This is a genomic window from Saccharothrix deserti (genome assembly GCF_009769385.1).
GTDB classification, from domain to species: domain Bacteria; phylum Actinomycetota; class Actinomycetes; order Mycobacteriales; family Pseudonocardiaceae; genus Actinosynnema; species Actinosynnema deserti.
In genome coordinates, this window is sequence record NZ_VKAB01000015.1 from 173,804 (window position 1) to 199,031 (window position 25,228).

Genomic DNA, 25,228 nt, shown 5'->3' on the forward strand with positions numbered 1-25,228 from the left:
CGCCATGCACGGACCGGAACTGCTCCTGTTGCTCGTCGGCGCGCTGCTCGTCACAGCGGCGGCCAAGCGCCTCAACTGGTCCGCCCCGCTGGTGCTGGTGGGTGTCGGGCTCGCGGTGTCGTTCATCCCGGGGCTGCCCGAGTTCGCCCTGGAACCGGAGCTGATCCTGGTTCTGGTGCTGCCGCCGCTGCTCTACTCGGCCGCGCTGGACAGCTCGTACCACAACATCCGGGCGAACCTGAGGCCGATCGGCCTGCTCGCGGTCGGCCTGGTGCTGGCCACCACGATCGGCGTCGGCATGGTCGCGTACCTCGTGCTGCCCGACCTGTCGCTCCCGGCGGCACTGGTGCTGGGCGCGGTGGTGGCACCACCGGACGCGGTGGCGGCGGTCGCGATCGGACGGCGGCTCAACCTGCCGCGCCGGACCATGACCCTGCTCACCGGCGAGAGCCTGATCAACGACGCGACCGCGCTGACGGTCTACAAGGTCGCCGTCGCGGCAGCCGCCGGCACCGCCGCCACCTGGGGCGACGGCACGCGCACGTTCGTGATCAGCGCGGGTGGCGGTGTGATCATCGGGTTGGCGATCGGGTGGGGCGTGCGGTGGATCCGGAACCGCCTCAACGACGGTGTGCTGGAGAGCGCGCTCGGCATGCTGGTGCCGTTCGGCGCGTACATCTTCGCCGAAGAACTCCACGCCTCCGGTGTGCTCGCGGTCGTCATCGCCGGGCTCTACATCGGGCACCACGCCCCGCGCAGCTCGTACTACACGCGCCTGCAGGACACCGCGGTGTGGCGGTCGGTGGACGCGATGCTGGAGTCGTTCGTGTTCGCGTTGATCGGCTTGCAGCTGAAGAACGTGGTGCGCGACGTGGACATCACCTACGGGCTGGTGTGGGCGGCGGCGGCCGTGCTGGCGGCGACGATCGTGGTGCGGTTCCTGTGGATGTACCCGGCCGCGTACCTGCCCCGGTTCCTCTCCAAACGGATCCGGGAGCGCGAGAAGGTGGCACCCGGCTGGCGTGGCGTGACCGTGCTGTCGTGGGCCGGGATGCGCGGTGTGGTGTCGCTGGCCGCGGCGAGCGCGTTGCCGCTCGACCTGCCCGGCCGCGAGGTGATCGTGTTCTGCGCGTTCGTGGTCACCGTCGGCACGCTGCTGATCCAGGGCCTCTCGCTGCCGTACGTGATCCGCAAGCTCGCGTTCCGGGGTGACGAGGAGCGCACCGACGCGCTGGCCGAGGCGCAGGTGCAGCACGCCGCGGCGCAGGCGGCGGTGCAAAAGCTGGACGAGGTGATCGGCGGCGACGTCGGCACGCCCGAGCACATCGTGGAGCGGCTGCGGATCATGGCCGAGCACCGGGGCAACGCGGCGTGGGAACGGCTGGGCCGGCAGGAGGACGAGAGCCCGGCCGCGTCGTACCGGCGGCTGCGGCGGACGATGCTGGAAGCCGAACGGCAGGTGTTCATCCAGGCACGGGACAGCGGGCAGATCGACGACGAGGTGCTGTTCCGGGTGCTGCGCGAACTCGACCTTGAGGAAGCGGCCATATCCAGGGAGTGACGACCGGTGGACCACCCACCACGCGTTCACCGTGACGTGGTCTCCGCTTCGCCTTACCGTGACCGGGACGTCGCGGTGCGCGACGAGGCTGCCGCGCGTCATGAATCTCCGGGCAGGAACCCTTTTTGGGGAGGTCGGCGATGGTGCGGACGAGGATCGTCGGGGTGGCGCTCGCGGCGCTCGCGGTGGCGGGGGCGGTGGTGCTCCCGGCCGCGTCGGCGAGCGGTGACCCCGAGGTGGCGTCATCCCGCAAGGGCCCGCTGGTGATCGGCCACCGCGGTGCGTCGGGGTACCGGCCCGAGCACACGCTGGCCGCGTACGAGCTGGCCGCGCGGATGGGCGCCGACTACGTCGAGCCCGACCTGGTCGCGACCAAGGACGGCAAGCTGGTCGCGCGGCACGAGAACGAGATCGGCGCCACCACGGACGTGGCCGCGCACCAGGAGTTCGCGGCCCGCAAGACCACCAAGGTCATCGACGGCGCGCCCATCACCGGCTGGTTCACCGAGGACTTCACGCTCGCCGAGCTGAAGACCCTGCGGGCCAAGGAGCGCATCCCGGACATCCGGCCGCGCAACACGCTCTACGACGGCCGGTTCGAGGTGCCGACGCTGGAGGAGGTCATCGACCTGTCCCGGCGGCTGTCCCGCGAGCTGGGTCGCGACATCGGCATCTACCCGGAGACCAAGCACCCGACGTACTTCCAGGAGATCGGCCTCCCGCTGGAGCCGCGCCTGGTCGACGTGCTGAACCGGACGGGCCTCAACCGGCACGGCGCGAAGGTGTACGTGCAGTCGTTCGAGGTGGCGAACCTCAAGCAGCTCAAGTCGAAGCTGCGGGTGCCGCTGGTGCAGCTGATCAACTCGTCGGGCGCGCCGTACGACTTCGTCAAGGCAGGCGACAAGCGCACCTACAGCGACCTGGTGACGCCGGACGGCCTGCGCGAGATCCGCACCTACGCGTCCGGCATCGGCGCGGCGAAGGACCGGATCATCCCGCGTGACGCGGCGGGTTTCCTGCGGGAGCCGACCACGCTGGTGCGCGATGCCCACACGCGCGGCCTGATCGTGCACGCCTGGACGTTCCGCAACGAGAACACGTTCCTCCCGGCCGACTTCCGCACCTCGACCGACCCGGCCGCCTACGGCAAGGCGTTCGGCGAGTACGCGAAGTTCTACGCGACCGGCCTGGACGGCGTGTTCGCCGACAACCCCGACACCGCCGTGGAAGCCCGCAACGGCTGACCTGTCCCGGATTCCGGGGGACGCCCGCGCTCAGGCGGGCGTCCCCCGGAGATCAGGCCCCCCGACTGACAGGCTGTCAGAGGGGACCGACGATTCCGTGCTCGAAGGCGATTCCGGCCCCGTACCGACCAGGAGGCCGCGTCGGGCCAGGATCGGCCGGACGCCCTCGCCGAACCAGAACGCCTCCTCCAGGTGCGGGTAGCCGGAGAGCACGAACTCCTCCACCCCGATGGCGTGGTACTCCTCGATCAGGTCCGCCACCTCCGCGTGGCTGCCGACCAGTGCCGTACCGGCCCTACCGCGCACCAGCCCCACCGCGCACCAGCCCGACACCGGCCCACAGCCCCGGGTGGACCTCCAACCCGCGCACCCCGCGGCTCAGGTCACCGCCGTGCAGGGCCACCATCCGCTGCTGCCCCACGGACTGCGACGACGGCAGCTGCTCCTGCGCCCTCGCCACCTGCTCCGGGTCCAACGCCTCCAGCAGCTTCTCCGCCTCACGCCACGCCTCGGCCGACGTGTCACGGCTGATCGTGTGCAACCGGACACCGAAGCGGATCGGCCGGTCACCGGCCAACGCCCGCACCCGCCCGATCTTCTCCGCCACCTGCGCCGGCGGCTCGCCCCACGTCAGGTACACGTCGGCACGCCGCGCCGCGACCGGCAACGCCGCGTCCGACGACCCACCGAAGTAGATCGGCGGCACCGGGTCCGGCGCGACCGACACCGTCGCACCGGACACCCGGTAGTGCTCGCCGCTGAAGTCCACCGGCCGACCGGACCACACCGCCCGCACCACGTGCAGGAACTCGTCCGTCCGCGCGTACCGCTGGTCGTGGTCGAGCCAGTCGCCGAACCGGCGCTGCTCGATCTCGTCACCACCGGTGACCACGTTCAGCAGCAGCCGCCCGCGCGAGATCCGCTGGTAGGTCGACGCCATCTGCGCGGCCGACGTCGGCGAGATGACACCGGGCCGGAAGGCCACCAGGAACTTCAACGTCGACGTCCGGGCCAGCAACGCCGCCGTGGTCAACCACGCGTCCTCGCACCACGTCCCGGTCGGCGTCAGCACGCCCTCGAACCCGTTGTGCTCGGCCGCCCGCGCGATCTGCGCCAGGTAGTCGATGTCCGGCTCACGAGCCGCCGACGGGCCCGACGACCGGTTGGCGTGGAAGCGCTCCACGACGGTCCGGCCGTCACCGGACGTGGGCAGGAACCAGTGCAGGACAACGCTCATGACAGCTCTCCAGCGAAACGGGTGTCCACGAACTTCCGGAAATCGACCTTGCCGGGCAACGTGCCGTCCGCCGTGAACGCGTCGGCCAACTCCTGCTCCGACTCGATCACCTCGTCGCCCAGCTTCACCGACAGGTCCACGCCGCGCGCCACGGCCGCCCGCGCCACCTCGATCTTCAACCCGGTCTCCGCCGCCCACGCCTGCGCCCACTCCTCGTGGTGCGTGTCGGCCCACCGCTGCGCCTGGCTGTACCGCTTCACGAACTCCTTGATCGCCTCGCTCCTGCCCGGCGAGTCCAACGCCTCCCGCGAGGCCACCTGGAACGTGTAGCCGTTGGCCTTGCCGCGCCCGTCGGTCAGCACCCGGGCACCGGCTTCCTGCTCGGCCTGCGACGTGTACGGGTCCCACACCGCCCACGCGTCCACCCGTTTCTGCGTGAGCGTCACGTCCTTGGTGGTCAGGCCTTCGGCGGCGAGCGTCACCAGGATCTGCCCGTGCGCCGAACTGCCCTTGGCGACCGCGATGTTCCTGCCCTTCAGGTCCTTCACCGAGGTCGACGTCGAGTCGCCCGGCACCAGGATCGCGTCGCTCTCCACGTTGCCCCGCGCGGATTACACCGCGGCGATCTTCGCGTTGGCCGCCGCCGCGAAGATCGGCGGCGTGTTCCCGACCCCGCCGACGTCGATCGCGCCCGCGGACGCGGCCTCCAGCAACGGCGGCCCGGACGTGAAGGTCGACCACTCGATCTCGTACGGGAAGCCGTCCAACGACCCGGCCGCGGTCAGCAGCGACTTCGCCCCGCCCTTCTGGTCACCGACCCGGAGCACGACCTCGCCACCGGACGACTCCGCCGTGCCGCACCCCGACAGCGCCAGCACCACGACCACCAAGGCGCTAAGCAGCTTCGACATCGTCCACTCCCAGATCCGACAGCACTTCCACCCGAAGGTCCACAAAGGACGCACGGCGCCGCGGTCGCGGCAGGTCGACGCGGTGCTCGGCCACGATCCGACCCTCGTCCAGCACCACGACCCGGTCGGCCGACAGCAGGGCCTCGTCCACGTCGTGGGTCACGAACAGCACGGCGGGCCGGTGCTCCCGCCACAACTGCTCCACCAGGTGGTGCATCGCGAGCCGGGTCAACGCGTCCAGCGCGCCGAACGGCTCGCCCAACAGCAGCAACTCCGGCTCGCGCACCAACGCCCGCGCCAACGACACGCGCTGCGCCTCGCCACCGGACAACGTCAACGGCCACGCGTCGGCTCCTCGCCGATGCCGAACCCGACCGCGACCCGGCTCAACGACACCAGGAACGCGTCGACCAACCGGCCGTCCACGACCAGCTCGTAGCCGGACCGGAACACCGTCAGCGGTGAGGCGAGCTTGTCCTCCGGCAGCACGCCGGTGCTGCTCGCGGCCTGCCACAGCAGGACCAGCCCGAGAGGGCTCGACCACCGCCCGAAATCGGGGGGCTTTCGGCGTTGTTTGACAGCGGGCGCACGCGACGGAAAGCGGGTTCAGGACGCGCGACAACACCCGCGGTGGAAACCGACACGGATTTCTCCCAGCGGACAACGGACATCGGACGCGCTGATCAGCGAGTCCGAGTTTTCGTGGCGCCGCCGGAAGAAGTCAACGCGTCCCGAATGATGAAAAGCCTCCGACGCCGATTGCTTCGGCGTCGGAGGCAGTGTTGGACTGCCGCTGCTCCGCAGACGGCGGCTCGGTCGCCTGGGGAGTCGGCCGACGCGACCTCGCGGGGTGGTTGGCGTTCAGCCGAGCATGTCGTGGCGCACGATCGTCTGGTCACGGCCGGGGCCGACGCCGATCGCGGACATCCGGGCGCCGGAGATCTGCTCCAGGTGCTCCACGTACGCGCGAGCGTTCGCGGGCAGCTCCTCGAACGTCCGGCAGTGGCTGATGTCCTCGAACCAGCCCGGCAGCTCCTCGTACACCGGCACGGCGTGGTGCACGTCGGTCTGCGACATCGGCATCTCGTCGACCCGCTCGCCGTCGATCTTGTAGCCGACGCACACCGGCACCTTGTCCAGGCCGGACAGCACGTCCAGCTTGGTCAGGAAGTAGTCGGTGATGCCGTTGACCCGCGCCGCGTACCGGGCGATCACCGCGTCGAACCAGCCGGTGCGCCGGGAACGCCCGGTCGTCACGCCGAACTCGCCACCGGTCTTGCGCAGGTGCTCGCCCATCTCGTCGTTCAGCTCGGTCGGGAACGGGCCGGAGCCGACGCGCGTGGTGTACGCCTTGAGGATGCCGATCACCGTGGTGATCCGGGTCGGCCCGATGCCGGAACCGGCGCTCGCGCCGCCCGAGGTCGGGTTCGACGACGTCACGAACGGGTAGGTGCCGTGGTCCACGTCGAGCAGCGTGCCCTGCGAGCCCTCCAGCAGCACCGTCTCGCCGCGCTCCAGCGCCTCGTTGAGCAGCAGCCGGGTGTCGGCGATCCGGGAGGTGAACTTGGCGCCGTGCTCCAGCACGCTGTCCACCACCTGCTCGGGGTCGAGCGCCTTGCGGTTGTAGACCTTGACCAGCACCTGGTTCTTGAAGTCCAGCGCGGCTTCCACCTTCTGCCGGAGGATCTTCTCGTCCAGCAGGTCCTGCGCGCGCACGCCGACGCGGGCGATCTTGTCCTGGTAGCACGGGCCGATACCGCGACCGGTGGTGCCGATCTTGGCCTTGCCCAGGTACCGCTCGGTGACCTTATCGATCGCCACGTGGTACGGCATGATCAAGTGCGCGTCCGCGGAGATGAGCAGCTTGCTGGTGTCGACGCCCTGCTCGTCGAGACCGGCCAGCTCCTCCAGCAGCACGCCGGGGTCGACCACGACACCGTTGCCGATGACGCTGGTCACGCCAGGGGAGAGGATTCCGGAGGGGATCAGGTGCAGGGCGAACTTCTGCCCGGTGGGCAGCACGACGGTGTGCCCGGCGTTGTTGCCGCCCTGGTACCGGACGACCCACTGCACCCGGTCACCGAGCAGGTCCGTTGCCTTGCCCTTGCCCTCATCGCCCCACTGGGCACCGATCAGCACGACGGCCGGCATGTGAAACTCCAAGCGGTTGGACGGGTAGAGAGCCGAATGCCTGCGACGGCCGAGCCGTCAGTGAACGGCTGTCGAGGGTAGACCAGGAGATGATAGTGCGCGGAATCGTGCTGGCCTGCGGAAACCCGCAGTCGCCATTGCTCACTGACGGTGACCGTTTCGATGTGCGCCAAGTGGCCGCACGCCCGGGAAAAGCCGAGGTCGACGCGATCCTCGCCGAATCGAGTGATAAACGTCTCGTCGTGCACGGCACGGATGCCGATCTCAACGCCGTGGTGTTGCGGCTGCTGCGGACCGACCGGCTGGCCGACGTGCCGGTCGGGTACGTGCCGGTCGATCCGAAGTCCGAGGCGGCCGAGTTGTGGGGCCTGCCGACCGACCCGGGCCGCGCGCTGGACCTCGCCCTGTCCGGTGACGCCGACCGGGTGCCGCTCATCCGGGACGACGTCGGCGGCGTGCTCGTCGGCCTCGGCTCGCTCGGCCCGGTGCGCGGCGTCGGCTACGGCGACGACACGGTCGTGCTGCGCGGCCAGGCGACCCGGCTGGAGGTCACGCCGGACCCGGAGGGCGGACTCGGGCTCGTCGTGCACGTCATCAACAAGCGGCTGTTCGGCCGCAAGGTGACCAGCACGCACGCGCGCGCGTTCCAGCTCGGCTGCCTGCCGGTGCAGGTCGACTCCGACGGCATCCCACACCCCCGACCGATGGGCAAGTGGACCTGGTACCGCCACACGGAGGATCTGCGGTTGGTCCGGGGGTTGTAATGACTGAGGAATTTTCTCGACCGCCATTCAGCCGTCACTCGAAAGCGTTGTAACAGCAGGGGAATTGACCCAAGGTAATTCCGACAGCTTCCAAACCAGGAAGGTCGGAATTAATGTCAACGGTCAACAAAACCGCGCGATTCTCGATCTTTTCCCTGCTCCTGGCTGGTGTGCTCGCAGTCGGCCTGGTCACCCCTGCCCAGGCCACGCCACCGAACATCCCCAGTCTCGCCACTGCCCAGTCGGAACTGAACGCACTGACCGTGGCCGCCGAAGGTTCGACCACGGGCTACTCGCGGGACCTGTTCCCGCACTGGAGCACCGTCTCGGGCACCTGCAACACCCGGGAGACCGTGCTCAAGCGCGACGGCACGAACGTGGTCACCGACTCCAGCTGCGCGGCCACGTCCGGCCGCTGGTACAGCCCGTACGACGGCGCGACGTGGACGCTGGCGTCCGACATCGACATCGACCACGTGGTGGCACTGGCTGAGGCGTGGCGCTCCGGCGCGTCCTCCTGGACCACGTCCCGGCGGCAGTCCTTCGCCAACGACCTGACCAACCCGCAACTCATCGCCGTCACCGACAACGTGAACCAGTCCAAGGGCGACCAGGACCCGGCCGAGTGGAAGCCGCCGCTGACCTCGTACTGGTGCACGTACGCCAAGATGTGGATCCACTCGAAGTACCAGTGGGGTTTGCGGGTGGACTCCGCGGAGAAGTCTGCCTTGCAAAGCATGCTCGGAAGGTGCTGATAACCGATGGCTGACCGCTCCTCCCCCTTCGTGGCAGGCCCCGGCGGCGTCATGACCGACGAGGTCGGCGTGGTGACCGGAGACCTCGAACTGCGCACCACGCTGGTCGACGGCGTGCTGAAGGCGACGGTGCGCTACGAGGGTGCGGAGGAGTGGTACGCCATCACCGGCGCCTCGTGCCGGCTGGCCGACCCGCGTGACCACGACGCGGTGCACGCCGTCCTGCTCGGCGTGCTGAACCGGCCACAGGGTTAGTTTTCTCTTGGCCGGCGACCGGACCACCACGCGAGGCCGCGTCGGTCGTTCGCGCCTCATTTTCCGGCGATCACGCTTTCGATCGTCGGAAAATCAGGCGCGAACGACCTGCCCGCCGCGGAGCGGCACCATGGGGCACAGCCGGGCGACCGAGCCCGCCGTCTGCGGAGCAGCGGCAATTCAACGCCGCGTCAGGGGCGGCAACGACTCGACCGCCTCCGCCCGCGACAAACCGGTGGCCTGGAGCAGGTCCACCGCCACCGAGCGGACCTGGGCGAGCACCACCTTCGTGGAGAAACCCTCGCCGCCCAACTGGTGCGCGGTGGCCGAAGCCGCCGCGTCGCGGACCGCCGCACGCGCCTGTTTCGGCTCGTCACCGCGCCCCAGCTCGGCGCGCAGCACCTCCACCGCGTCCGCGTACCGCCGCAGCACGTCGGGCAGCACGTCCGGCATCCGCTCGCCGTCCCGCAACGCCGCCAACGCCCGCCGGGCCAGCACCCTGGTGTTGCGCAGGGCGTAGTCCACCGGTGCGGCGGCCCTCTCGTACCGGCCCAACTCGTCCCGACTTCGCCAGCGGATCGGCGCGATCGTGGCGATCTCACCGCCGGTCTTCAACGCCGACGTGAACTGGTCCACCGCGTTCTGGCTGGACCGCAGACGCGCCAGCACCCCGGCGGCCTGCACGGCGTCGTGGTCGGCCACCGCCGTCGCCACACCGCGCAACGCCTCGGTCAGCTCGCCGAACACCGCCTTCGCCTGCCGGTGCGCCACGGTCAGCGGGTTCGCCGGCAGCAACGCCGTCACCGCGAGCCCGACCAGGCCGCCGACCAGCGCGTCCACCATCCGGTCCAGCCCACCGCCCTCACTCGGCGGCAGCAGGGTGGCGACCAGCACCGCCGACGAGCCGGCCTGGAGCGAGATCACCGCGCCACCGTCCAGCAACACGGTGGTGGACATGGCCAGGCCCACCACCAGCGCGATCTGCCACGGCCCCGAGCCGATCAGCGAGATCAGCACGTCACCGACGCCGACACCGACGGACACACCGACGACCAGTTCCACGACCCGCCGCAGCCGCTGCCCCAGTGACACCCCGAGGCAGACGACCGCGGCGATCGGCGCGAAGAACGGGTGCGCGTGGCCGACCACCTCGGTGGCGACCAGCCAGGACAAACCGGCGGCGAGCGCAGTCTGCGCGATCGGCAGAGCCGTGCTCTGCCACCGCTTCAGCCTGCGCGCCACCTCCTCGCGCACGGCTCCCACGTGCTCAGCTCAGGCCGAGAGCCGCAGGCGCCGCGGGGTCGCTGTCACCGAGGAACTTCTTGCAGCGCTCGTACTCCTCGGTCTCGCCGATCTCGTCGGCGGCCCGCGCCAGCGCCGCCAACGCGCGCAGGAAGCCCTGGTTGCCGCGGTGCGACCAGGGCACCGGGCCGTGGCCCTTCCAGCCCGAGCGGCGCAGCTGGTCGAGGCCGCGGTGGTAGCCGGTGCGGGCGTAGGCGTAGCCGGCGACGGGGTCGCCGGTCTGCAACGCCCGCTCGGCGAGCAGCGCCCACGCCTCGCTGAAGTCGGGGTAGGCGCGGACGATCTTGGCCGGGTCGGTGCCCGCCTCGGCGGCGGCCTGCGCCTCCGGGCGGTCCGGCAGCAACGTGGGTTCGGGACCGAGCAGGTTTTCCATGCGGTCAGCTTAGGAATACCCGCGCCACGGCAGCGACCAGTGCCAGCACCAGCGCGGCGACGATGACACCGGCCACGACCTTCTTGCCCATGAAAGTGCTCCTCGGGTTCTCAGCGAACTCTCAGGAGCGCACACTGCCGTGTACGGCCATTCAGGGCAACGCAACTCACCCGTTTGCATGAACTAGAAGGTAAACACGCTGGTCATCACCCTCCCCTAGGGGACAACCCGGGAAAGACCAGGGAGGGTCACCCTTCCTGCGACACCAGCCGAGACGCATCATTGGCGGGTGAACACGGGGGTAAGCAATCGCGTCGCGCGTTTCCGCGACCAGTACTGGGAGCGGGGCGAGCCGGGGCGCGAGACACCGCCGGCTCTCGTCGCCGCGCTCTACAAGCTCTGGCTCGTCGGCCTGCTGCTCAAGCTGATCGGCTCTTCGTGGGACGTGGCCTGGCACTTCAAATGGCTGCGCGACGAGCTGGCGCCACCGCACCTGATCAACACGGTGGGCACGGTGATCGTGGTCGGGTTGACGCTCTTCCACACCTACACCGGCTACGGCGCGGACAAGACCGCGCTGCGGCTGATGCAGTGGGGCACCGGCATCTTCCTGGTCGCGCTGCCCATCGACCTGATCAACCACCGGCTCAACGGCCTGGACATCACGTCGTGGAGCGGGTCGCACGCCCTGCTGTACCTGGGCACCGCGGTCATGCTCGCGGGCGCGATCCGGGGCTGGATCAAGCTCTACCCGGCGGGCCGGTGGCAGGTGTTCGGCCTGGCCGGGCTGTGGTTCTTCTTCCTGGAGAACGTCTGGTTCCCCAACCAGCACCAGGAGTACGGCGTGCTGGAGATCGCCTCGTGGGACCGGGGCGACCCGTACGCCGAACCGATCCTGCTCCAGTTCGCCGCCGACCAGATCGGCCGCCCGGTGGACCGCGAGTCGATCGTCCAGTTCTCCCTGCCCATCCCGGACTGGGTCTACCCGGTGTGGGGCCTGGTCGCGGCGGCCCTCGTGCTGGTCATCGCGCGGCGCACGATCGGCACCCGGTGGGCCGCGACCGCGGTGGCAGGCGGCTACGTCGCCTACCGCCTGCTGATCTGGCCGCTGCTCGCGGGCGCCGACTTCCCGCTGTCCGCCGTGCCGGTGTTCCTGCTGCTCGTCGGCCTCGCCGTGGACGCGGCCCACCTCGACCGGGTACCCGCGCCGGTGGCCGCGATCGTCGGCTCGGCCGCCGTCACCGGACTCGGTTACGGCGGGATCTGGGTGCAGCAGGCGCTGGACGCCGGCCCCCCGATCCTCTACCCGTCGGCGGCGGTGACGTTCGTCGTGCTGGCCGCCCTGTGGACAGCCGCCGACCGGATCAGGGCGCGACAAGCCCTCCGCCGCCCACTCGTCACAGTCTGATCCGCCGACCACGTGAAACGGCCCCCTCCGAAACCGAGGAGGGGGCCGTTTCACACGCCTGGAGAACTCAGCCGGCGATCATGCGACCGGACGACTTCAGGTGCTCGCACGCCTGGGCGATGCGGGCGGCCATGCCCTGCTCGGCGGCCTTGAGGTAGGAGCGCGGGTCGTAGGCCTTCTTGTTGCCGACCTCGCCGTCCACCTTGAGCACGCCGTCGTAGTTGGTGAACATGTGACCCACGATCGGCCGGGTGAACGCGTACTGCGTGTCCGTGTCGATGTTCATCTTGATCACGCCGTACGACACGGCCTCGTGGATCTCCTCCAGCAGCGAGCCGGAGCCGCCGTGGAAGACCAGGTCGAACGGCTTGGAGCCGGCCGGCAGGCCCAGCTTCTCGGCCACCACGTCCTGACCCTGCTTGAGGATCTCCGGGCGCAGCTTCACGTTGCCCGGCTTGTACACGCCGTGCACGTTGCCGAACGTCGCCGCCACCAGGTAGCGGCCCTTCTCGCCGGCGCCCAGCGCCTCGACCGTCTTGAGGTAGTCCTCGGGCGAGGTGTACAGCTTCTCGTTGATCTCGTGCGCGACGCCGTCCTCTTCGCCGCCGACGACGCCAACCTCGATCTCGAGGATGATCCGCGCCTTGGCGGTGAGGTCGAGCAGCTCCGAAGCGATCTTCAGGTTCTCGTCCAGCGGCACGGCCGAGCCGTCCCACATGTGCGACTGGAACAGCGGGTTGAGGCCGCGGTCCACGCGCTCCTGGCTGATCGCGATGAGCGGCCGGACGTAGCCGTCCAGCTTGTCCTTCGGGCAGTGGTCGGTGTGCAGCGCGATGTTCACCGGGTACTTCTCGGCGACCACGTGCGCGAACTCCGCCAGCGCGACCGCGCCGGTCACCATGTCCTTGACCTTGGTGCCCGAGGCGAACTCGGCACCACCGGTCGAGACCTGGATGATCCCGTCGCTCTCGGCCTCCGCGAAGCCGCGCAGTGCCGCGTTGAGGGTCTCGGACGAGGTGACGTTGATCGCGGGGTAGGCGAACTCGTTCGCCTTCGCGCGGTCGAGCATCTCCCCGTAGACCTCGGGAGTTGCGATGGGCATCTGTGGGTCCTCCTCGGGTGCCCGGAACGCGGTGTCGGCAGCATCCTACGGCCACCGCCCGCCGGCGAAAGTTGATCACCGGCATAGTGGTCCCATGGCGATCGCACGGTGGAACGGCGAGGTCATCGCCGAGAGCGAGAAGACCGAGGTGGCGGAGGGGAATCACCACTTCCCCCTGGAGTCCGTGCGGGTCCAGTACCTGAGGCCGTCGGAAACGACGACGGTCTGTCCCTGGAAGGGCAACGGCGAACTACTACACCCTGCACGTCGACGGCGAAGAGAACCCCGACGCCGTGTGGTACTACGCGGAGCCGAAGCGGGCCGCGGCCGGCATCAAGGGTCACGTCGCCTTCTGGAACGGCGTCGAGGTGTCCGACTAGCTAGTCCTCGACCGCGGCCGCGATATCGCGCAGCGCCCGCTGGTCATCGGTGGCGCCGACCACCTGGACGGCCACGTGGTCGGCGCCCGCCTCGTGGTGTTCGCGCAGGCGCCGCGCGACCCGTTCGACCGGGCCCCACGCCACCAGCGCGTCCACCAGCCGGTCGCTGCCGCCGCCGAGCAGGTCGTCCTCGCTGAACCCGTGCCGCAGCCAGTTCCTGGTGTGGTTCGGCAGCCCCAGGTACAGCTCCAACGCCTTCCGCCCCAGCTCACGGGCCCGTGACGGGTCCTCCTCCAGCACCACGTGCTGCTCCGGCGCCAGCAGCACGCCCGCGCCGACCGCCTCGCGCGCCCGCGCCGTGTACTCGGGCGTCACCAGGTACGGGTGGGCGACACTGGTCCGCGCCGCGGCGAGCCGGAGCACCCGCGGTCCGAGCGCGGCCAGCGCCAAGCGGTCACGCGGGACGTCCAGCTCGTCCAGGTAGTGGACCAGCTTCTGGTAAGGGCTGTGATACACCTCACCCACGATCTCGCGATGCCCGACGCCGATGCCGACCAGGAACCGGTCGGTCCACGCGAGCGCCCGGTAGCCGTCGTTGACCTCGGCGGCGGGAGTCGTCCAGACGTTCATGATGCCGGTGGCCACGGTGATCTTCTCGGTGGCGTCCAGGAGCGCGGAGACCGTGCCCATGACGCTGCCGTCGGGCGATCCGCCCAGCCAGAGCGCACCGAAGCCGAGCCCTTCGAGTTCCGCCGCGTCCTCGCCGCGCCCCGCCCAGTGCGCGGCCGGACCCCACACGCCGTACTTGCCCAACTCGACGGTCATTTCGTCTCCCCGCGAAATAGGTGCTGTCGACTGGCAACCACGCCGCGCCACCTTTTAGTCCTGACTTCTCCTGTCGACGTGAACGAACCACCGCACGTAGGTTCGTGGCATGACGAAACTGGGAACCAGCGACCTCGAGGTGTCGCGCCTGTGCCTCGGCGGCAACGTCTTCGGCTGGACCGCCGACGAGGAGACCTCGTTCGCCGTGCTGGACGGGTACGCGCAGGCCGGCGGCAACTTCGTGGACACCGCCGACGCGTACTCCGCCTGGGCCGAGGGCAACAGCGGGGGCGAATCCGAGACGATCATCGGCAAGTGGCTCAAGAGCCGCGGCAACCGTGACGAGATCGTCGTCGCGACCAAGGTCGGCATGCTCGAGGGCCTCGACAACCTCAAGGCCGCCACCGTCGAACGCGCCGCCGAGGACTCCCTGCGCCGCCTCGGCGTGGACCACGTCGACCTGTACTACGCGCACCGCGACGACCCGGCCACGCCCCAGGAAGAGACCCTCGCCGCCCTCGACCGCCTGGTCACCTCCGGCAAGGTCCGCCACATCGCCGCGTCCAACTACACGGCCGACCGCCTCACGTCCGCGCTCGCCGTCTCCGAACGCGAGGGCTTCGCCAAGTTCGTCGCGCTCCAGCAGGAGTACAACCTCGTGGACCGCTCCTACGAGGGCGAACTCTCCACCGCGGTCGCCGCCAACGGCCTCTCCTCCGCCCCGTACTGGTCCCTCGCGAAGGGCTTCCTGACCGGCAAGTACCGGCCGGGCGTCACGGTCGAGAGCGCACGGGCCGCCGCCGCCTCGAAGTACCTGGACGAACGCGGCCTGCGCGTCCTCAAAGCACTGGACGACATCGCCGAAAGCCACGACACGACCCAGTCAGCGGTCGCACTCGCATGGCTCGCGGAGCAGCCCACCGTCGCCGCGCCCATCGCGTCGGCACGCACCACCGACCAGCTCGCGGACCTGCTCCCGGCCCTCGACCTCGAACTGAAGGCCGACGAGATCGCCACCCTCACCACCGCCAGCACAGTTTAACTCCCCAGTAGCTTACTGGCGGTAAGTTGCGTTACGGTGACCTCCCAGCCTGAGGAGGTCACCGTGGACGTTGCGGGCAAGGTCGTCCTGATCACCGGCGCGGCCAGGGGCATCGGCGCGGAAGTAGCCCGCCGCCTGGCCGCCAAGGGCGCGAAACTCGCCCTGGTGGGCCTGGAAGGCGACCAGCTACGCCAAGTCGCCGAACAGTGCGACGGCAAAGCGTGGGAAGCCGACGTCACCGACTGGGAAGCCCTCGAAACCGCCGTGAACGGCGTAGTCGACCACTACGGGGGCATCGACGTCGTAGTGGCCAACGCCGGCATCGCCGCCACGGGCTTCGTCCGCTCGATGGACCCGACCGCCTTCGAGCGCGTCATCGAGGTCAACCTGCTGGGCGTCTGGCGCACGGTGCGAACCTGCCTGCCGCACATCATCGCCGGCCGCGGCTACTGCCTGGTCGTCTCATCCCTGGCCGCGATCGTCCACATCCCGGGCAACGCGGCCTACTCGGCGGCCAAGGCGGGCTGCGAGGCGTTCGCGGACAGCCTCCGCGCCGAAGTCCGCCACCTCGGCGTCGACGTGGGCGTCGCCTACTTCTCCTGGATCTCCACCGACATGGTCGACAGCGCCGACGAACACCCCGTCTTCGGCCCGCTGCGCACCGCCATGCCCGGCCTGGCGGGCAAGAAGTACCCGGTCTCCACCGTCGGCAAAGCGGTGGTCCGCGCCATCACCCGCCGGTCCAAGGCCGTGCACGTCCCCGGCTGGGTCGGCGGCCTGAAGGTCTTCCGCGCCTTCACGCCACGCGTGGTCGACCTCCAGGCAGCCAAATCAGTACCCGCCGCCGACCACGAGATGGCGATCAACGACCTGTCCGGCCTCGTGGGCCCCGGCGGCGCCGCCGCCCGCAAGAACTAGGCCCAGACGCCCATCAACGTCTGCCACTCGTGCACCCGGGTCTCGGCCACCACGCCGGCGGCCGTGTAGGGGTCGTCCGCGAGAATTTTTCGCAACTCGTCCTCGTCCGCCGCCTCGTAGACCAACAGGGCTCCGGTCTGGTCGGCCCACGGCCCCGACACGAGCAGCACACCCCGCTCCACCAGCGTCGCCAGGTACTCGCGGTGCGCGGGCCGAACCGCCAACCGCTCGCCCTCGTTGTCCCCGTACACCAACTCGACCGCGAACCGAGCCATTGAAAAGCCCCCTCTGTTGTGCAGCGACGCGCCGAAGCTACCCCGTGACGAGGTAACGTCTTTTCCGTGGTCGGTCCGGATCAGAACAGCGGCGGCATCGCGCGTGTGCAGGACACGCTGACGAACCTGCGGATCCAGGACGGCGCGGCCCCGCCCCCGGCAGGCCCGCTGACCCTGGAAGACCTGTACCGCCAACACCGCATGCGGTTGGTCAGGCTGGCGCTCCTGCTGGTCGACGAGCCCTCGACCGCGGAGGACGTGGTGCAGGAAGCGTTCACCGGCCTGCACCGGAACTGGTCCAACCTGCGCGACGCGCAGGCGGCCGTCGGCTACCTGAGGACAGCGGTCGTCAACGGCTCCCGCAGCGTGCTGCGCCGGCGCAAGACGGCCCGGGACTACACCCCACCCCACGTGGCCAACGCGAGGTCGGCGGAAAGCCTCGCCATGCTCACCGCCGAACACCAGGCGGTAGTGAAAGCACTCTCCCAGTTGCCACCCCGCCAACGCGAAGTCCTGGTACTCCGCTACTACGGCGACCTGTCGGAAGCGGAAATCGCAGACGCCACCGGCATCAGCAAGGGCACCGTCAAGAGCACCGCCAGCCGCGCCCTGGACGCCCTGCAGAAAATCATGGCCGGCAACTAGGACAATGCGGGATCGACCCCACCGAGTCACCTGCCGGTCGGGTCCTGTGTGCGGAGGGAGAACGCTGACGTGCCGGGGAGCGACGAGCAAGATGTCTTGGCCCGAATACGGCAAGGCCTCGTCTACACCGAATCCGAGGCAGCGTTCCAGGCTCCGCGGCGACGAACCGATCTCATCTTCGAGTACAACCGAACCCCGCCAAGCGACGCCGACACGCGGAGGTCGCTGCTCGTCGCGATCCTCGGGTCCGTCGGAGAGCGCACCGTGCTGCATTCGCCGTTCAGCGCCGGCTTCGGGAGCAACGTCCACATCGGCAATGACTTCTTCGGGAACGTCAACCTCGCATTCGTCGACGATGTCGACATCCACATCGGGGATGACGTCATGATCGCCCCCAACGTGACGCTCACGACGACGGGGCACCCCGTCCACCCGGCGCGTCGCGTTGACTTCGCGCGATTCTCGGAACCGATCGTCATCGAAGACAAGGTGTGGATCGGCAGCAACGTCGTCGTCCTGCCGGGGGTCCGCATCGGTTACGGATCGGTCATCGGCGCCGGCAGCGTCGTCAGCAGGGACATCCCGCCCATGGTGGTCGCGGTCGGGACGCCTTGCAAAGCAGTCCGCCCCATCACGGATGACGATCTGACCACTCGAACAGCCGCCGTCGACTAACGCCCGACACCGCACCTCACACGTCAAGCTCACGTGCAAGCGGCCAAAGCGCCGGCTTATAGCCGTCACGAGAGCTCTTTCTTTTCATCTCTTGGCGGCCTGCCTCGCGGCGAGCGCTCTTTTAATCTTTTCACCTTTGCCCTATAGGCATCTTCACACAGGGGTACCCCCGCATTGAGGCCCCCTCGCAACACACCCAACCACAGGGGCCCGACAACTCCGCCTCACAAACCCGCCCCTGTGGACAACCTCGCCCCCACGCCCAGCCCTCCCGCTCCCGTACCCCGCACCCTCGCCCCACACCCCAACCCTCTCGACCCAGCCCTCTCTGCCCAACCGCCTCACCCCAAGCCCCCGGCACCCCACCCCCACCCCACCCCACCAGCCTCAAACGAGCCCGACACCAGGCCCCACGCCAGCCCCAGACCAGCCCCACGCCAGCCCCAGACGAGCCCAATCCGACACTTGGTATAGACCAATGAGGGTCGGATGCCGCACTATCGGTCCTCGTGGCGCGCACAAGACACGTGATAGCCGTAGACGTAGGCGGAACCGAGACCAAGGCCGCTCTGGTCACCGGCACCCCCACCGGGGTCCAGCCGGTCAAGCAGCAACGTCGCCAAACCCGCCCCACCGGCGACGCCGTGGTCGAGGACGTCACCACCCTCGTCAACGAACTGCGCGCCGCCTCCGAACACCCGATCGAAGCAGTCGGCGTGGTCGTCCCGGGCGTCGTGGACGAGGCCACCGGCACCGGCGTCTACTCGACGAACCTCGGCTGGCAGAACTACCCGTTCAAGACCAACCTCCGAGCAGCGACCAACCTCCCCACCGCCTTCGGCCACGACGTCCGAGCCGGCGGCCTGGCCGAACTCCGCCAGGGCAACGCGCGCGACCTCACCAACGCCGTGATCATGCCCATCGGCACCGGCATAGCCGCCGCCCTGGTCCTCGACGGCCGGATCTCGACCGCACCCGGCGAGATCGGGCACGTCGACATCGGCCACGGCGACCCGTGCCACTGCGGCCAGACGGGTTGCGTCGAGGCGCGGGCGAGCAGCGCCGCGATCGCCCGCCGCTACACCGCCCGCACCAACCGCGCCGTCAACGGCGCCGCGGACGTCGCCAGGCTGCTCACAACGGGGGACACCGACGCGGCGGCGGTGTGGCGAGAGGCCGTCGACGCCCTCGCGAAGGGCATCCTGCTGATAGCCGCATTGCTGGGACCGGAAGCCGTGGTGCTGGGCGGAGGCCTGGCACTGGCGGGCCCGTTGCTGACGGACCCGCTGGGCGAACGACTGGAACAGCTGATCACGTTCCAGCGGCGCCCGGAACTGCGGCCGGCGGCGTTGGGCGACGAGGCCGGGTGCCTCGGGGCCGCGCTGCTGGCCATCGACATGCTGGAGGAGAAATGAGCACGTGGGGTGGACCCGTGGACGTGACCCTGACCGGTGGTCGGGTCGTCACGCCCGACGGGGTGCTCGAACAGGGGTGGGTCGCGGTCCGGGACGGCCGGATCGCGGCCGTCGGCGAGGGGGTGGCGCCGGACGGCCCGACCACGGACGTGAACAACAGTTGGCTGGTCCCGGGCTTCGTGGACATCCACTGCCACGGTGGCGGGGGTGAGGCGTTCACCAGCGCCGACCCGGCCCGCGTCATCAAGGCCGCGAACGCGCACCGCAGGCACGGCACCACCACGCTCCTCGCGAGCCTGGTGTCGAGGCCGATCCCGGAACTGGCCGACCAGGTCAAGGCGCTGACCGAACTGGTCCAGGACAACGTCGTCGCCGGCATCCACCTGGAAGGCCCGTTCCTGTCCGCCGCACGCTGCGGCGCGCACGACCCGGCCATCCTCTGCCCACCGGACCGGGCGTCCATCGACAAACTCCTGGACGCCGGCAACGCAGGCAACGCCGGCAACTCAGGCACCAACACCAACACCGTCCGCATGATCACCATCGCGCCCGAGCTGGAACACGGCGTGGACGCCGTCCGCCACCTGGTCGGCAACGGCGTCCTGGCCGCGATCGGCCACACCGACGCCACCGAAGCCCAGATCCGACCGGCCGTGGAAGCGGGCGCGACCGTCGCCACCCACCTGTTCAACGGCATGCGCCCACTGCACCACCGCGAACCAGGCCCGATCGGCGCCCTCCTGGACGACGAACGCGTCACCGTCGAGCTGATCTGCGACCTCGTGCACCTGCACCCGACCGCGGTCCGTCTCGCCGCCCGACACGCGGGCCTGAACCGCACCGTCCTGGTCACCGACGCCATCGCCGCGGCCGGCGTGGGCGACGGCGTCTACGACGTGGGCGGCCTCGAAGTCAGGGTCGTCGACGGCGTGCCGACGCTCGCCGGTGGCGCGGCCCTCGCGGGCAGCACGCTCACCATGGACGCCGCGTTCCGCAACGCCGTGCACTCGTGCGGCCTCACCATCCAGGAGGCCGTGCACGCCACCTCCACCCGCCCGGCCCGCCTGCTCGGCCTGCAGGACGAGACCGGCGAACTCCGCGCCGGCCTGGCCGCCGACATCGTCGTGCTCGACGCCGACCTGAAGCCGCGCGAGGTGATGTTCCGGGGCGCGTGGGTGAAGGACTGACCCGCGCCAACCACGCCAAACCCACACCACCCCCCGCGGCCGACACCCACCCCCGGCCCACACCAACCCGCGTCAACCCACGCCGACACCACCCGTGTTGGTGAAAGACTGACAACGTGCCCGAAGACCACGAGAAGCTGGTGGCCGACGCCTTGCGCGCCCAGGCCACCAGCTCCGGCGCGCACCCCTACACGCCCGCCGAGCCACCCCGCCGGTCCCTGGGCGTGGGCTGGGTGCTGTTGCTCGCCGTGCTCCTCGGGCTGGCCGCCGGCACAGTCGTGGCGGTAATGACGCTCAGGTAATGCCTGTACCGTTGTCGCCGTGACGGTCGCGCTCACCTCCACGATTGCCCTCGGCCCCGACTGGCTGGACCCGACGAAGCTCCTCCAAGGACTCGGGCCCTACATGCTCATCGGCCTGTGCTTCATCGTCTTCGCGGAGTGCGGCCTCTTGGTGGGCTTCTTCCTCCCCGGCGACTCACTCCTGTTCACCGCGGGCCTGTTCGTGGCCACCGGCGTGCTGGAGTACCCGCTGTGGCTGGTGTGCGTGCTGCTCACCGTGTGCGCGCTGGTGGGCAACGTGGTCGGCTACTGGATCGGCCACCGGGCCGGACCGGCGCTGTTCAACAAACCCGAGTCGAAGATCTTCAAGAAGGAGTACGTCGACAAGACGCACGAGTTCTTCGACAAGTACGGCGCCCGCGCGATCGTGATGGCCCGGTTCGTCCCGATCGTGCGCACGTTCATCACCGCCATGGCGGGCGTGGGCCGGATGGACCCCCGCAAGTACTTCACGTACTCCCTGATCGGCGGCATCGCGTGGGCCGCGGGCCTCACGGTCCTGGGCTACTTCCTCGGCCAGATCGAGTTCGTGCGCGACAACCTCGAGATGATGCTGATCCTGATCGTGCTGATCTCGGTCGTCCCGATCATCATCGAGGTCATCAAGGCCAGGCGCGAGAAGAAGGCCCTCCCCGCCCAGGAGGCAAGCGACATCACGCAGGTCATGGACCTGTCGGACGAGACCCAGCAGATCAAGCGCATCGACTGAGGGACGTCACTCGACCCGGAACATCGACCCGGGGTTGAACAGGTTCCCCGGGTCCAACGCACGCTTGATCTCCCGGTGCACCCTCATACCCACCGGCCCGATCTCCCGCGCCAACCACTCGCGCTTGATCTTGCCGACCCCGTGCTCCCCGGTGATGGTCCCGCCGAGCGACAGCCCCACCCCCAGGATCTCGTCGAACGCCCGCTGCGCCCGCGCGAACTCGTCCGCCGACGACGGGTCGTAGACGATCGTCGGGTGCATGTTGCCGTCACCGGCGTGCCCGACCACCGCGATCCGCAGCCCGACCGACTCGCTGATCCGCTCGCACGCGGCGATCAGATCCGCGATCTTGGTCCGCGGCACGCACACGTCATCGGTCAACCACGCCCCGTAGACCTCCAACGCCGTGAGCACCGCCCGCCGCGCCGTCAGCAGGTCACGCCCTTCACCCAGATCCTCGGTCGCATAAACCAGCTCGGCCCCCGCCGCCACGCACGCCTGCTCGATCGCGGCCAGCTCCCGCCGTCCCGCCTCACCACCCGAGTCGGACTGGCAGAGCAGCAGCGCCGCGTCCGCGTTCAGATCCGTCTTCAGGTACTGCTCGACCGCCCGGATCGACGTCCGGTCCATGATCTCCATCAACGACGGCACGATGCCCTCGGTGACCACCCGGCTCACCGCCGCACCCGCGTCCGCCGTGCTGTTGAACGCGGCCACCAACGTCGCCGGGGCCTGCGGCAACGGCCGCAACGCCAGGGTCGCCCGGGTGATCACGCCCAACGTGCCCTCGCTGCCGATGAACAGCTTGGTCAGGTCGTACCCGGCCACCCCTTTGACGGTCCGCCGACCGGTGCGCAGCAGCTCACCGTCCGCGAGCACCACGTCCAGCCCCAACACCGAATCCGTGGTCACGCCGTACTTCACGCAGCACAGCCCACCGGCGTTCGTGGACAGGTTCCCCCCGATCGTGCACCAGTCGTAGCTGGACGGATCCGGTGGGTAGAACAGCCCGTGCTTCTCCACCGCACCGCGCAGGTCGAGGTTCACCACCCCCGGCTCCACCACGGCCAACCGGTTGTCCGGATCGATCTCCACGATCGCGTTCATCTTCGTGGTGACCAGCACCACACAGCCATCCACGGCGTTCGCCGCTCCCGACAGCCCGCTGCCGGCCCCGCGGGGCACGATCGGCGTCCTGGCGGCGGCACAGGCCCGCACTACCGCCTGCACCTGCTCGGCGGACGTCGGCAGCACGACCGCCAGCGGCTGCCCGTAGGGCGCCAACGGCATCATGTCGCGCTGGTAACTCGCAGTGACATCGACGTCCGTCAGCACCGCGTCGGCGCCGACGGCGGAGCGGAGTTCGGCGAGCAGGGACTCCATCCGTCCACGCTAACCCTCCACCGTTGATCACTCCAGCACGTGTTCAACCGGACACGATCCGCAACGGTTCGCACACCGTCCGCTTACAGTCCGCACACGGTTCGCATACGATCCGCCACACCCCCAAGCCTTCGGCAACGCGTTATCCCCATGTCGCCCAGTCGACACCGCGGTCCCACGTAGGCTGCGGTCGTGGTGTTGTCCGCAACGTCCGAAGCTGTCGCATTCGTCGAACTCGATTCCGCAGGGCCGTTGGCCGTGTGGTTGATCACGCTGAGCTTCATATTCTTCGAATGCGCGTTCATCTTCGGCCTCTTCCTGCCCGGCGACTCGTTGCTGTTCGCCGCCGGTGTGGTGCTCGCGTCGCACGACAGCGAGTTGTCCGCCTGGCTGCTGTCGGGGGTCGCGCTCGCCGTGGCCGTCGTCGGCAACCAGATCGGCTACTACATCGGCCGGCACACCGGCACGCGTCTGCTGGCCCGCCGCGGCGGCAAGGTGCTCAACAAGGAGAACCTCGCCAAGGCCCGCGACTTCCTCGACCGACGGGGCTTCTGGGCCATCGTGCTGGCCCGCTGGATCCCGTGGGTGCGCACGCTGGCCCCGATGATCGCCGGCGCGGCGCGGATGGACCCGAAGCGGTTCATGCTCGCCACGACCATCGGCGCGATCGCGTGGGTGCCGACGCTGGTGCTGGCCGGCTACTACGGCGCGGGCCTGCTGTCCGCCGTGCCGTGGCTGGAGACGGTCGCGGTGGTCGTCAGCATCGCGTTCTTCGTCGGCGGCACCGGCTACGGCATCTACCGCTACCGGCAGGAGATGAAGAAGCCGGTCGACGAAGAGGCCACCATCACCCCATAGCCGTCACCGGCCCACGCCGGTCACAGCACCTCGGTGATCAGCAGGTCCGCGGTGGCCTTGGACGCGTTCACCATGAGCGCGTTCACGTGGTCGGTGCCGCGCAGCACGCGTTCGCGCGCGTCCTCCACCGACCGCCCGTACCGGACGTGCCGGTCGATCAGCCGCGCCACCCGCAGGTCCTCGTCGATCAGCAGGAACCACGCCTCGTCCAGCACGACCCGCACGCGCTTCCACTTGTCGTACTGCATCAGCAGGTAGTTGCCCTCGGTGACGACCAGTGGCACGGACGGGTCGACCGGCACCGCGCACGCGATCGGCTCCTCGATCTCCCGGCGGAACTCCGGCGCGTACACCACGTCCGGCCCGCACGCCTTCAACCTGCCCAGCAGGTCGACGTACCCCGGGATGTCGAACGTGTCCGGCGCGCCCTTCCGGTCGGCGATGTCCAGGCGTTCCAGCTCGCACTGGGCCAGGTGGAAGCCGTCCATCCCGACCAGCACCGCGTCGTCGCCCAGCGCCTCGACCAGCCGGCGCGCCAACGTCGACTTGCCCGACCCCGGCGCGCCGCTGATGCCGAGGAGCTTGCGCTCGCCGGTGTCCACCAGCAGCCGTGCCCGGTCGACCAGCTCGTCGAACTTCACCCGCTGTCCCGCCACCGCTCCAGCTCCTCCACCCAGTCCCACGCGGTGTGGCGCACGCGCACCGCGGCGACCTCGTTCGCCCAGCGGACGGCATCGTCCACCGCCATGCCCCGGGCGACCGCGACCGCCAGCGCACCGTGCCACACGTCGCCCGCGCCGTTGGTGTCACGCACCTCGACAACAGGTACCGGTTGCCCGCCGGTCACACCACCACGCGACCAGGTGACGGGATGCGGGCCGTGGGTCCGGATCACCAGCGGCACACCGCGGGCGTGCACCTCGGACTCGGACAGCTCGAAGGCGGCCGAGCAGGCGGCGACGTCCACGAGGGGCAGCAGGTCGTCCAGCACAGGTTTCCAGCTACCCGCGTCCAACACCACAGGCACACCCGTGCGCCTCGCCACGCGTGCTGCCGCCAACGCCAGCGGCCCGAGGTGACCGTCCACCAGCACCACATCGGCCGCCTCGACCAGCGCCGGGTCCACAACGTCCGCCGCGCCGACCCCGGCCACCTCGGACCCGGCCAGGTCGAACTCCACCGCGTTGCGGGAGATCACCGTCCGCTCCCCGTCACGCTCCCGCACCGCGACCATGCTCAACGCCGGACCACCGGTCCCGACCGAGTGCACCTCCACCGGGTCCAACCGGGACCGCGCGAACTCCCCCAGCTCACCGCCCAACGCGGTCAGCAGCACCGCCCGGTGCCCCAGAGCCGCCACCGCACGCGCCGCGTTCGCGGCCGGACCACCGGGCGCCAGGTGCACGCCCAACGACTGCACCTTCTGCCCAGGGACGGGAAACTCGGCCACCCGCTGGCTGACGTCAACGGTCGTCAACCCGACACACAACACAGAAACCACGGCACACCCCT

Annotated in this window: 28 protein-coding genes and 3 pseudogenes; 17 read left to right on the top strand and 14 right to left on the bottom strand. The window is 69.7% G+C overall.

Annotated elements, in window-relative coordinates; all coding sequences use genetic code 11:
- Positions 1–4 precede the first annotated feature (4 nt).
- On the top strand, positions 5–1,561 hold the full coding sequence (locus FM051_RS24495; protein ID WP_158847189.1) for a Na+/H+ antiporter: 1,557 nt from the start codon (positions 5–7) through the stop codon (positions 1,559–1,561).
- Positions 1,562–1,701: 140 nt separating this feature from the next.
- Positions 1,702–2,805 carry a glycerophosphodiester phosphodiesterase gene (locus FM051_RS24500; RefSeq protein ID WP_158847191.1) on the top strand — a complete coding sequence of 368 codons (1,104 nt, stop codon included), beginning with the start codon at positions 1,702–1,704 and terminating at the stop codon, positions 2,803–2,805.
- A gap of 30 nt (positions 2,806–2,835) precedes the next feature.
- Here the strand turns inward: FM051_RS24500 and FM051_RS24505 are convergent.
- The 6 genes and pseudogenes from FM051_RS24505 to FM051_RS24520 all read right to left on the bottom strand — a co-directional run bounded on the left by FM051_RS24505 (position 2,836) and on the right by FM051_RS24520 (position 7,104).
- Positions 2,836–4,042: pseudogene (locus FM051_RS24505) on the bottom strand (LLM class flavin-dependent oxidoreductase).
- Complete coding sequence (locus FM051_RS24510) at positions 4,039–4,638, bottom strand: type 2 periplasmic-binding domain-containing protein (protein ID WP_338019494.1); 600 nt, start codon at positions 4,636–4,638, stop codon at positions 4,039–4,041. The pseudogene FM051_RS24505 and the gene FM051_RS24510 overlap by 4 nt, the downstream one beginning before the upstream one ends.
- A gap of 15 nt (positions 4,639–4,653) precedes the next feature.
- The gene (locus tag FM051_RS53730; RefSeq protein ID WP_338019495.1) at positions 4,654–4,953 is read right to left on the bottom strand and encodes a type 2 periplasmic-binding domain-containing protein; all 300 of its coding nucleotides are present in this window, start codon (positions 4,951–4,953) and stop codon (positions 4,654–4,656) included.
- Positions 4,937–5,305 (bottom strand): annotated as a pseudogene (locus FM051_RS24515) (ATP-binding cassette domain-containing protein); the annotation flags it as partial. The pseudogene FM051_RS24515 and the gene FM051_RS53730, both read right to left, overlap by 17 nt.
- Entirely contained in the window at positions 5,287–5,442 is a 156-nt protein-coding gene (locus tag FM051_RS50145; RefSeq protein ID WP_162470738.1) for a hypothetical protein, read from the bottom strand. The gene FM051_RS50145 and the pseudogene FM051_RS24515, both read right to left, overlap by 19 nt.
- A 372-nt stretch (positions 5,443–5,814) precedes the next feature.
- Complete coding sequence (locus tag FM051_RS24520; RefSeq protein ID WP_158847193.1) at positions 5,815–7,104, bottom strand: adenylosuccinate synthase; 1,290 nt, start codon at positions 7,102–7,104, stop codon at positions 5,815–5,817.
- Between the two features lie 95 nt (positions 7,105–7,199).
- Here FM051_RS24520 and FM051_RS24525 point away from each other — a divergent pair, with 95 nt between their 5' ends.
- The 3 genes from FM051_RS24525 (at position 7,200) to FM051_RS24535 (ending at position 8,878) form a co-directional block, all read left to right on the top strand.
- Positions 7,200–7,868, top strand: coding sequence for a hypothetical protein (locus FM051_RS24525; protein ID WP_158847195.1), 669 nt, complete (start codon positions 7,200–7,202; stop codon positions 7,866–7,868).
- 113 nt (positions 7,869–7,981) lie between these two features.
- On the top strand, positions 7,982–8,623 hold the full coding sequence (locus FM051_RS24530; RefSeq protein ID WP_158847197.1) for an HNH endonuclease family protein: 642 nt from the start codon (positions 7,982–7,984) through the stop codon (positions 8,621–8,623).
- 6 nt (positions 8,624–8,629) lie between these two features.
- Positions 8,630–8,878, top strand: coding sequence for a hypothetical protein (locus FM051_RS24535; protein WP_158847199.1), 249 nt, complete (start codon positions 8,630–8,632; stop codon positions 8,876–8,878).
- A 180-nt stretch (positions 8,879–9,058) separates the two neighbouring features.
- Here the strand turns inward: FM051_RS24535 and FM051_RS24540 are convergent, their stop codons facing one another.
- A complete protein-coding gene (locus FM051_RS24540; RefSeq protein ID WP_158847201.1) occupies positions 9,059–10,141 on the bottom strand; it encodes an FUSC family protein in 1,083 nt (360 codons plus the stop codon).
- 4 nt (positions 10,142–10,145) lie between these two features.
- A complete protein-coding gene (locus FM051_RS24545) occupies positions 10,146–10,553 on the bottom strand; it encodes a DUF3151 domain-containing protein (protein ID WP_158847203.1) in 408 nt (135 codons plus the stop codon).
- A 289-nt stretch (positions 10,554–10,842) separates the two neighbouring features.
- Between FM051_RS24545 and FM051_RS24550 the strand changes: the two genes are divergently transcribed.
- Positions 10,843–11,961 (top strand): hypothetical protein, encoded by a 1,119-nt coding sequence (locus tag FM051_RS24550; protein WP_158847205.1) that lies wholly within the window; start codon positions 10,843–10,845, stop codon positions 11,959–11,961.
- 67 nt (positions 11,962–12,028) lie between these two features.
- Here FM051_RS24550 and fbaA read toward each other — a convergent pair whose 3' ends face one another.
- Entirely contained in the window at positions 12,029–13,063 is a 1,035-nt protein-coding gene (gene fbaA / locus FM051_RS24555) for a class II fructose-bisphosphate aldolase (RefSeq protein WP_158847207.1), read from the bottom strand.
- Positions 13,064–13,157: 94 nt separating this feature from the next.
- Here fbaA and FM051_RS53255 point away from each other — a divergent pair.
- Positions 13,158–13,226 (top strand): annotated as a pseudogene (locus tag FM051_RS53255) (DUF427 domain-containing protein); the annotation flags it as partial.
- A gap of 97 nt (positions 13,227–13,323) precedes the next feature.
- Complete coding sequence (locus tag FM051_RS53260; protein ID WP_274383710.1) at positions 13,324–13,443, top strand: DUF427 domain-containing protein; 120 nt, start codon at positions 13,324–13,326, stop codon at positions 13,441–13,443.
- On the opposite strand, the gene FM051_RS24565 is transcribed toward FM051_RS53260, so the two are convergent.
- Entirely contained in the window at positions 13,444–14,268 is an 825-nt protein-coding gene (locus FM051_RS24565) for an LLM class F420-dependent oxidoreductase (RefSeq protein WP_158847209.1), read from the bottom strand.
- 109 nt (positions 14,269–14,377) lie between these two features.
- Here FM051_RS24565 and FM051_RS24570 point away from each other — a divergent pair, with 109 nt between their 5' ends.
- Together FM051_RS24570 and FM051_RS24575 are read left to right on the top strand one after the other, a co-directional pair.
- The gene (locus tag FM051_RS24570; RefSeq protein ID WP_158847211.1) at positions 14,378–15,310 is read left to right on the top strand and encodes an aldo/keto reductase; all 933 of its coding nucleotides are present in this window, start codon (positions 14,378–14,380) and stop codon (positions 15,308–15,310) included.
- A gap of 36 nt (positions 15,311–15,346) precedes the next feature.
- On the top strand, positions 15,347–16,228 hold the full coding sequence (locus tag FM051_RS24575) for an SDR family oxidoreductase (protein WP_158847213.1): 882 nt from the start codon (positions 15,347–15,349) through the stop codon (positions 16,226–16,228).
- Here FM051_RS24575 and FM051_RS24580 read toward each other — a convergent pair.
- Positions 16,225–16,503 (bottom strand): YciI family protein, encoded by a 279-nt coding sequence (locus FM051_RS24580; RefSeq protein ID WP_158847215.1) that lies wholly within the window; start codon positions 16,501–16,503, stop codon positions 16,225–16,227. The two genes, FM051_RS24575 and FM051_RS24580, sit on opposite strands and share 4 nt — an antisense overlap.
- Before the next feature lie 66 nt (positions 16,504–16,569).
- Here FM051_RS24580 and FM051_RS24585 point away from each other — a divergent pair, with 66 nt between their 5' ends.
- From FM051_RS24585 to FM051_RS24610, 6 genes are all read left to right on the top strand, one after another.
- Positions 16,570–17,148, top strand: coding sequence for a SigE family RNA polymerase sigma factor (locus FM051_RS24585; RefSeq protein WP_158847217.1), 579 nt, complete (start codon positions 16,570–16,572; stop codon positions 17,146–17,148).
- Positions 17,149–17,217: 69 nt separating this feature from the next.
- Positions 17,218–17,823: a sugar O-acetyltransferase gene (locus tag FM051_RS24590; RefSeq protein ID WP_158847219.1), complete on the top strand. Its 606-nt coding sequence runs from the start codon at positions 17,218–17,220 to the stop codon at positions 17,821–17,823.
- 509 nt (positions 17,824–18,332) lie between these two features.
- Complete coding sequence (locus tag FM051_RS24595) at positions 18,333–19,238, top strand: ROK family protein (protein WP_238412623.1); 906 nt, start codon at positions 18,333–18,335, stop codon at positions 19,236–19,238.
- Positions 19,235–20,425 carry an N-acetylglucosamine-6-phosphate deacetylase gene (gene nagA, locus FM051_RS24600; RefSeq protein WP_158847221.1) on the top strand — a complete coding sequence of 397 codons (1,191 nt, stop codon included), beginning with the start codon at positions 19,235–19,237 and terminating at the stop codon, positions 20,423–20,425. Before FM051_RS24595 ends, nagA begins: the two co-directional genes overlap by 4 nt.
- A gap of 116 nt (positions 20,426–20,541) precedes the next feature.
- On the top strand, positions 20,542–20,727 hold the full coding sequence (locus tag FM051_RS24605; protein ID WP_158847223.1) for a hypothetical protein: 186 nt from the start codon (positions 20,542–20,544) through the stop codon (positions 20,725–20,727).
- A gap of 19 nt (positions 20,728–20,746) precedes the next feature.
- Positions 20,747–21,475: a DedA family protein gene (locus tag FM051_RS24610; protein ID WP_158847225.1), complete on the top strand. Its 729-nt coding sequence runs from the start codon at positions 20,747–20,749 to the stop codon at positions 21,473–21,475.
- Positions 21,476–21,481: 6 nt separating this feature from the next.
- Here the strand turns inward: FM051_RS24610 and FM051_RS24615 are convergent, their stop codons facing one another.
- Entirely contained in the window at positions 21,482–22,858 is a 1,377-nt protein-coding gene (locus tag FM051_RS24615) for an FAD-binding oxidoreductase (RefSeq protein WP_158847227.1), read from the bottom strand.
- A gap of 192 nt (positions 22,859–23,050) precedes the next feature.
- Between FM051_RS24615 and FM051_RS24620 the strand changes: the two genes are divergently transcribed.
- Positions 23,051–23,716: a DedA family protein gene (locus tag FM051_RS24620; protein WP_158847229.1), complete on the top strand. Its 666-nt coding sequence runs from the start codon at positions 23,051–23,053 to the stop codon at positions 23,714–23,716.
- Positions 23,717–23,736: 20 nt separating this feature from the next.
- On the opposite strand, the gene FM051_RS24625 is transcribed toward FM051_RS24620, so the two are convergent.
- A complete protein-coding gene (locus tag FM051_RS24625; RefSeq protein ID WP_238412624.1) occupies positions 23,737–24,372 on the bottom strand; it encodes a nucleoside/nucleotide kinase family protein in 636 nt (211 codons plus the stop codon).
- The gene (locus tag FM051_RS24630; protein WP_162470742.1) at positions 24,354–25,208 is read right to left on the bottom strand and encodes a PfkB family carbohydrate kinase; all 855 of its coding nucleotides are present in this window, start codon (positions 25,206–25,208) and stop codon (positions 24,354–24,356) included. The genes FM051_RS24625 and FM051_RS24630 overlap by 19 nt, the downstream gene beginning before the upstream one ends.
- Positions 25,209–25,228 lie beyond the last annotated feature (20 nt).

What these genes read in the sequence shown, in the direction of transcription:
- FM051_RS53730 (WP_338019495.1), bottom strand. Translation starts at nt 4,953, where the DNA reads ATGTCGAAGCTGCTTAGCGCCTTGGTGGTCGTGGTGCTGGCGCTGTCG.
- FM051_RS24535 (WP_158847199.1), top strand. Translation starts at nt 8,630, where the DNA reads ATGGCTGACCGCTCCTCCCCCTTCGTGGCAGGCCCCGGCGGCGTCATG.
- FM051_RS24545 (WP_158847203.1), bottom strand. Translation starts at nt 10,553, where the DNA reads ATGGAAAACCTGCTCGGTCCCGAACCCACGTTGCTGCCGGACCGCCCG.
- FM051_RS24615 (WP_158847227.1), bottom strand. Translation starts at nt 22,858, where the DNA reads ATGGAGTCCCTGCTCGCCGAACTCCGCTCCGCCGTCGGCGCCGACGCG.
- FM051_RS24530 (WP_158847197.1), top strand. Translation starts at nt 7,982, where the DNA reads ATGTCAACGGTCAACAAAACCGCGCGATTCTCGATCTTTTCCCTGCTC.
- FM051_RS24580 (WP_158847215.1), bottom strand. Translation starts at nt 16,503, where the DNA reads ATGGCTCGGTTCGCGGTCGAGTTGGTGTACGGGGACAACGAGGGCGAG.
- fbaA (WP_158847207.1), bottom strand. Translation starts at nt 13,063, where the DNA reads ATGCCCATCGCAACTCCCGAGGTCTACGGGGAGATGCTCGACCGCGCG.
- FM051_RS24520 (WP_158847193.1), bottom strand. Translation starts at nt 7,104, where the DNA reads ATGCCGGCCGTCGTGCTGATCGGTGCCCAGTGGGGCGATGAGGGCAAG.
- FM051_RS24570 (WP_158847211.1), top strand. Translation starts at nt 14,378, where the DNA reads ATGACGAAACTGGGAACCAGCGACCTCGAGGTGTCGCGCCTGTGCCTC.
- FM051_RS24495 (WP_158847189.1), top strand. Translation starts at nt 5, where the DNA reads ATGCACGGACCGGAACTGCTCCTGTTGCTCGTCGGCGCGCTGCTCGTC.
- FM051_RS24500 (WP_158847191.1), top strand. Translation starts at nt 1,702, where the DNA reads ATGGTGCGGACGAGGATCGTCGGGGTGGCGCTCGCGGCGCTCGCGGTG.
- FM051_RS24565 (WP_158847209.1), bottom strand. Translation starts at nt 14,268, where the DNA reads ATGACCGTCGAGTTGGGCAAGTACGGCGTGTGGGGTCCGGCCGCGCAC.
- nagA (WP_158847221.1), top strand. Translation starts at nt 19,235, where the DNA reads ATGAGCACGTGGGGTGGACCCGTGGACGTGACCCTGACCGGTGGTCGG.